Annotated in this window: 6 protein-coding genes; 4 read left to right on the forward strand and 2 right to left on the reverse strand. The window is 35.6% G+C overall.

Translation table 11 applies throughout. The features are described 5' to 3' along the window. Window positions 1-4: 4 nt before the first annotated feature. A complete protein-coding gene (locus ACTQ5K_RS19740) occupies window positions 5-1,090 on the reverse strand; it encodes an FUSC family protein (RefSeq protein WP_031539762.1) in 1,086 nt (361 codons plus the stop codon). 382 nt (window positions 1,091-1,472) lie between these two features. Further along, window positions 1,473-2,777: a glutamate-1-semialdehyde 2,1-aminomutase gene (locus tag ACTQ5K_RS19745; RefSeq protein ID WP_031539763.1), complete on the reverse strand. Its 1,305-nt coding sequence runs from the start codon at window positions 2,775-2,777 to the stop codon at window positions 1,473-1,475. A 218-nt stretch (window positions 2,778-2,995) separates the two neighbouring features. Between ACTQ5K_RS19745 and ACTQ5K_RS19750 the strand changes: the two genes are divergently transcribed. From ACTQ5K_RS19750 to ACTQ5K_RS19765, 4 genes are all read left to right on the forward strand, one after another. Continuing rightward, window positions 2,996-3,400, forward strand: coding sequence for an ion channel (locus ACTQ5K_RS19750; RefSeq protein ID WP_031539766.1), 405 nt, complete (start codon window positions 2,996-2,998; stop codon window positions 3,398-3,400). 70 nt (window positions 3,401-3,470) lie between these two features. Continuing rightward, window positions 3,471-3,941 carry a thioredoxin-dependent thiol peroxidase gene (gene bcp / locus ACTQ5K_RS19755; protein WP_031539768.1) on the forward strand — a complete coding sequence of 157 codons (471 nt, stop codon included), beginning with the start codon at window positions 3,471-3,473 and terminating at the stop codon, window positions 3,939-3,941. A 387-nt stretch (window positions 3,942-4,328) separates the two neighbouring features. Continuing rightward, complete coding sequence (gene perR / locus ACTQ5K_RS19760; RefSeq protein WP_269320393.1) at window positions 4,329-4,784, forward strand: peroxide-responsive transcriptional repressor PerR; 456 nt, start codon at window positions 4,329-4,331, stop codon at window positions 4,782-4,784. Between the two features lie 280 nt (window positions 4,785-5,064). Further along, a complete protein-coding gene (locus tag ACTQ5K_RS19765) occupies window positions 5,065-5,937 on the forward strand; it encodes a nucleotidyltransferase-like protein (RefSeq protein ID WP_349205025.1) in 873 nt (290 codons plus the stop codon). Window positions 5,938-6,221: the final 284 nt, after the last annotated feature.

A 6,221-nucleotide genomic window follows, 5' to 3' on the forward strand; every position in this document is an offset into this window, starting at 1 on the left:
TTTTTTATTCTTCAATTGTTACCTCTGCTTCATGGTTATGATGAACCTGGATAGAGGTAATCAATGTATCAAGATGCTCCACATTCTCATCATACTCAATAATGGCTGAAACGATTTGCATCATATGATATTGCTTTAGTTCTTCTTCATTTTCGTGGACAAGTGACTCTGTCTCCTTGTAGTACTGCATCAATTCTTGGAATAGCATGTTTCGGTCAAGGGAAATGCTACCTTCTTCAAAAATAACATGTGGCTTTACCTTTCCAATAAATTTTAGCATCACATGTTCGTGGTGGTGAATCAGACAATCGAGTTGTTGCTGAATAATATTTTGAAAATATTCAGGTAAACTCAATAACTCATTTTCATAGCGATGAATCTTTTTCAATGTTTGAAATGATTTTTTTAATGTTGCAATCATTTGCCGATAAATCACTAACTTTCTCGTTTTTAATAAGGTTGTTTTTTTGAAGTAATTCCGTTCTTCTTTGTACAGTATATATAACTGGTCTATTTTCATTAACCGGTCGGACATTTTATCAATATCATTTTTTAAAAGACTGTGCTCGGATGCATGTCTAATGTTCAAGCGAATCCATTTTGTTATTTCCTCACTCATATCGGAAATTTGGTTGTACAATTTATTTTCATACTTAGGTGGTAGAAAAATCAGATTGACGATTGATGAAGACAGAATCCCTAGCATTACGGTAGAGAAACGAATAATCGCAAATGTGATGAAATCATCTGTAGGTGATTCCATAATCGCAATTAATGTAACAACAGATAAGGTAATCGTCTTTTCTAAGCCTAATTTTAAGTTAATAGTAATAACAATAATGGCAGCAAGTCCGATAATAAAGACGTTGTTTCCAAAGCTTAATACAAATATTACTGCTATAATGGCGCCGATGATATTCCCTTGCACTTGTTCAATGATAGATAAATAAGAACGATAGACGGTTGGTTGTATGGCGAAAATGGCAGAAATTCCTGCGAAAACAGGAGTTGGTGCATTTAATAGTTGTGCTAGAAATAAAGCTAAAACGATGGCGATTCCTGTTTTCAGAATACGCGCTCCTAATGTCATAAATAAGTGTTCCTTTCTTTAACGTAATAACATATTTTCTTATACCCCTTACTTTTTGCGGAAAACACGAAAAGTAAACACAATAATGTACTATACAGTGATTAGATGCTAACTTCAATAGACTAATGCCGGATTTTTTCTTTTTTCGATGGATTTTAAAAAAATGGACATATTGTTGTTAAAATTGAAATGGATTTAAACGATATTCGAGGTGTGAAACGTTTTAATGGGATGCTGATTTCCGCTACAGGCGTTCGCTTCATTTATCTGTGGTTGGAAATTAGAAAAAGCTTCTAATCTTTTTAATTTATAAGAGGAAGATCCCCTTTGTGAAAATAAAAAAAGGTCCAGAATTCCTCTGAACCTTTTTCCTTACAACTATTTAAAATTTATACTCTTCTTGTAATGAAGCGAATGCTTGATCTACAGCGTGTAGGGTTGCTTCGATGTCTTCTTCTGTGTGTGCGATGGTGAGGAACCATGCTTCGTATTTGGATGGTGCTAGCATAATTCCTTGTTCTACTAATAGTTTAAAGAAGCGGCCGAACATTTCGCTATCTGTGCTTTCTGCTTGCTTGTAGTTGTATACTTTTTCCGTCGTAAAGAAGACAGTAAGTGCTCCTTTTAGACGGTTGAGTGTAATTGGAACATTGTACTTAGTAGCTGCTTCTAAAATACCTTTTTCTAATAATGCGCCTAGTTTATCTAGATAATCGTATACGCCTTCTTGTTTTAATACTTCGAGACATGCAATGCCCGCTTGGATGGATGCTGGGTTTCCGGCATGAGTTCCTGCTTGGTATGCTGGTCCAACTGGTGCAACTTGATCCATAATTTCTTTTTTACCACCATAAGCGCCAATTGGTAGACCGCCGCCAATTACTTTTCCTAAGGCAGTTAAGTCGGGGTAAACGCCTAATAAATCCTGTGCTCCACCGTAAGTGAAGCGGAAAGCGGTGATTACCTCATCATAAATAACAAGTGCGCCAGCTTCATGTGTTAGCTCATTGATTCCTTGTAAAAATCCTTCCACAGGTTCCACGATACCGAAGTTTCCAACGATTGGCTCCACAAGAACAGCTGCTACTTGATCTCCCCATTTATCCAAGGCATCTTTATAGGCATCTAAATCATTGAAAGGAACAGTAATGACATCAGCTGCAATTACCGCAGGAACACCCGCAGAGTCTGGAGTGCCAAGTGTAGAAGGTCCAGAACCTGCTGCAACTAGCATTGGATCAGAGTGACCATGGTAGCAGCCCGCAAATTTAATGACTTTGTTTCTGCCAGTATAAGCACGCGCAACACGAATCGTTGTCATCACGGCTTCTGTTCCAGAATTCATAAAACGGATTTTTTCCATGGAAGGGATTGCTTCCTGAAGCATTTTTGCAAATTTTACTTCATGGGGTGTTGGAGTACCGAATAGTAGTCCTGTTTCTGCTGCACGAGTGACTGCCTTTGTGATATGTGGGTGAGCATGTCCAGTCACAATAGGACCATATGCAGCTAAATAATCGATATATTGATTTCCGTCTACATCAAAGAAGTATGCACCTTGCCCTTTTTCCATCACTATCGGTGATCCGCCACCAACGGCTTTGTAAGAGCGAGAAGGACTGTTGACACCTCCGACAATAATCTCTAAAGCTTCTTCATGTAATCGTTCTGAATTGGTATGTAACATATAAACCTCCTATAAATCGTAACATTCTGTATAGAATACCTTCCCTCATTTTAGCACTTTTTGAAAGAAGATAAAGGGAAACAGCTTTTAAACAACAGGCAACTTTCATACGATCCCAATAGGTGTAACTGGATAAACGCATAATTACCTTAGACAAGCATAAATATTAATGATGGAGTATTTAAGGACGTGCAGCAATAAAGTAAGGGGGTAAGGAGATGTTTTATGTCTTATTAGCTTTAATCCTTTTTTTTATTGCGATGAGCTTAAGAACATTGTTTGTTCCTTACCGCGTAAAAGAAAAATGGGTATCCTTTGAAAATTTTATGTACTTAATTTTTGTTTATATCACCATTATGATTGGCTTTGGCTTAATCTATACGTTGTTTCAAATGAATGGAATCCCTGTATATAATGATGGACAGACTCCTTCTCTAAACTATGATTTCTTTCATACGTTACACACTAGCATCTATTTTAGTGGTGTCACCTTATTCTCTGTAGGGTTTGGTGATTTAATGCCTATTGGAATCGGAAGAATGATCGTTCTTATCGAGGCATTAATAGGCTACACGATTCCAGCCGCCTTTGTCACAAGAGCCGTCCTAGATTTGAATCATTAGCAAACTCCTTTTCTTGCTTCATCCAAGTAAATTCGGTACGCTTGGTATAGGAAAAGAAAGGCGGGATACGATGTCGATTCAATTGGGAGATACAGTACCAGATTTTGAACTACAAGCAGATAATGGAGAAAAAATAAAACTGTCAGATTTTCGAGGAAAGAATGTAGTCTTATACTTTTATCCAAAAGATATGACACCTGGATGTACAACAGAAGCTTGTGACTTCCGCGATAACCATGCAGATTTTAAAGGCTTTCATACAGTGGTACTTGGCGTTAGCCCTGATCCGATTTCAAGGCACAAGAAGTTTATCGAAAAGCACGAGTTGCCATTTCCATTACTATCCGACGAAAATCATGAAGTTGCAGAAAGCTTCGATGTATGGAAATGGAAAAAGAATTTTGGAAAAGAATATATGGGGATTGAAAGATCAACCTTCTTGATTGATAAAGAAGGCAAGCTCGTTAAGGAATGGCGTAAAGTGAAAGTGGCTGGCCATGTAGACGAAATAAAACAAGCATTAGAAAAAATCGAAGCCTAATTTTAAAGCTAGGGACTTTTGTCCACTCATTAGGGAGCGATAAGCATATTGTATAGTGAGCATATACCTCCTCATATATATGTCGGTGGCCAACGAAGCGTTCGTTGGTCTTTTTTTAGAATAAAAAGAGAATTGGATAAAAATTCTGGTGAAAAGTAGCGCGTGACATGCATATAATGAAAGTGTATTATCAATAGCAATCAGGCAACTGCTATTATCTAATAGTTTGTATTGTTAAATAATCATTATCGTTGTTATTTTAAACGGTTTATTCATCTATAAACGGCGTTATTACAGTAACTGTATTGACAAAACCCACCTATTATTAGTACACTATTTATAAACATTATAAAATAAGAATATCTTTTAGAAATGGGGTGCATGTCCGTGGAACATAATGAGCATAGCGAGCATAATGAGTTACAGGAAGCTCTTGACAAGCTGAAAGAAACAGGAGTGCGCATTACCCCGCAGCGTCATGCGATACTTGAATATTTAATAAGCTCAATGTCACATCCGACTGCCGATGAAATTTATAAAGCACTTGAAGGTAAATTCCCAAATATGAGTGTAGCCACTGTTTATAATAATTTAAGAGTTTTTCGTGAAGTAAATTTAGTAAAGGAACTGACATATGGAGATTCTTCTAGTCGGTTTGATTTCATTACTTCTCACCATTATCATATTATCTGTAAAGAGTGTGGCAAAATAGTTGATTTCCATTATCCAGGACTGGATGAGGTCGAACAATTTGCCAGCCATGTTTCAGGATTTAAAATCAGTCACCACCGTCTAGAAATTTACGGTACTTGTCCTGATTGTGCTAAAAAAGAAGCGCACTAATGTAAGAAATAGAAGAGGTTGTCTTTTTAAGATTAGCTTTCGTATAAATGCATGCGAAGGTTAATCTTAAAAAGATACCTCTTTTTTCTGTTTTCCTAAAGAAGGTTCTTCATTATACGGAAATAATAGATGGGGAATATAAAGAAAAAAAGTAATACTATTTTTTTAGAAGTTGTAGTAAGATTTCATGTATGCCATGGAAATAGGGCAGGATTTTAATAGAAAATGTCGAAATAATACGAAACGAATAAAATTTATTCATGGAGATGGAGGAATAACGATGGAAGATATTCTTCGTCCTATATATCAAGAAAGAGCTAGCCAGACAAATACATTGGGCGTATTAATCATTGATAAAAAACAAAATGAAATGACCGTGACAGATACTTTTGATACAGTGATGCTAATTATTGTAAAAGAAGCAGAACACCCTGTTTTTATAAAGCACTATACTTATGCGGAAAAGAAAGCAGCTTTGCATATTGTCACAGAACAACAATTAAGAAATTGGATTTTATTGGGGAATAATAAAAGAATATTTGAATGGATATACAATGGAAGAGTTGTTTTCGATCGAAACGAATATATCTATCAACTCAAAAATGAGTTAAAGGAATTTCCCGTTAACGAACGAAAACAAAAGATGGCGTTAGAATTCGCTAAGCTTATTAAACGATATATGGACGGGAAAGCTTTCTTTGAAAATAAGCATTATCTTGACGCTTATAATGATATTGTTCACTCCCTACATCACTTAGCACGTTTAGCTGTGATTGAAAATGGATTCCATCCAGAGGTAACCGTTTGGAGCCAAGTAAAACAAATAGAGCCAGAAATCTATAAATTATATGTAGAGCTAGTAAATAGTGATGAGCCTATTGAAAAAAGGCTTGAGTTATTATTCTTAGCAAGTGAATTCTTAATTCATTCCAGAATGAGAACTAGTACAAGCTATATTCTTGATGTTTTAAAAGAGAAGGAAGCTTGGACATTTAATGAGCTATTAGAAAAAGAAGAACTTTTTATTTATGCAGTTGATCTAGGGATGCTTTTAGAATATTTGATCGATAAACATTTAATAGAGGTAGTTAATGTTTCAACGAAAAGTCCAGGCGTATACCATCGATATTATAAGGTTTTAGAAAAAAACTAAAAAAGTTTTAAAAAAGTATTGACCATTATGTTGGAATAATGTTATATTTATATCCGTCGCTGAAACAACACGAAATGTTGAAGTAAACGACGGGAAAAGTTTTTTTGAAAAACTATTGACAGTGAATGTTGATAGATGTTATATTAGGAAAGTCGCTTCTTGAGTGACTAACTAAATTGCTCTTTGAAAACTGAACAAACAAACGTCAACAATAATCGTTTTATAACGAATGTTATAGAATGACAACAAGTAATAAAAAGCTAGAGTTTAGCAATGAGCTAATC

Source organism: Niallia sp. Sow4_A1, from assembly GCF_052116745.1.
In the GTDB taxonomy this organism is placed as follows: domain Bacteria; phylum Bacillota; class Bacilli; order Bacillales; family Cytobacillaceae; genus Niallia; species Niallia hominis.

Bases quoted from the DNA above. Each gene is read 5' to 3' on its own strand.
- ACTQ5K_RS19740 (WP_031539762.1), bottom strand. From the start codon at position 1,090: ATGACATTAGGAGCGCGTATTCTGAAAACAGGAATCGCCATCGTTTTA.
- ACTQ5K_RS19745 (WP_031539763.1), bottom strand. From the start codon at position 2,777: ATGTTACATACCAATTCAGAACGATTACATGAAGAAGCTTTAGAGATT.
- ACTQ5K_RS19750 (WP_031539766.1), top strand. From the start codon at position 2,996: ATGTTTTATGTCTTATTAGCTTTAATCCTTTTTTTTATTGCGATGAGC.
- bcp (WP_031539768.1), top strand. From the start codon at position 3,471: ATGTCGATTCAATTGGGAGATACAGTACCAGATTTTGAACTACAAGCA.
- ACTQ5K_RS19765 (WP_349205025.1), top strand. From the start codon at position 5,065: ATGGAAGATATTCTTCGTCCTATATATCAAGAAAGAGCTAGCCAGACA.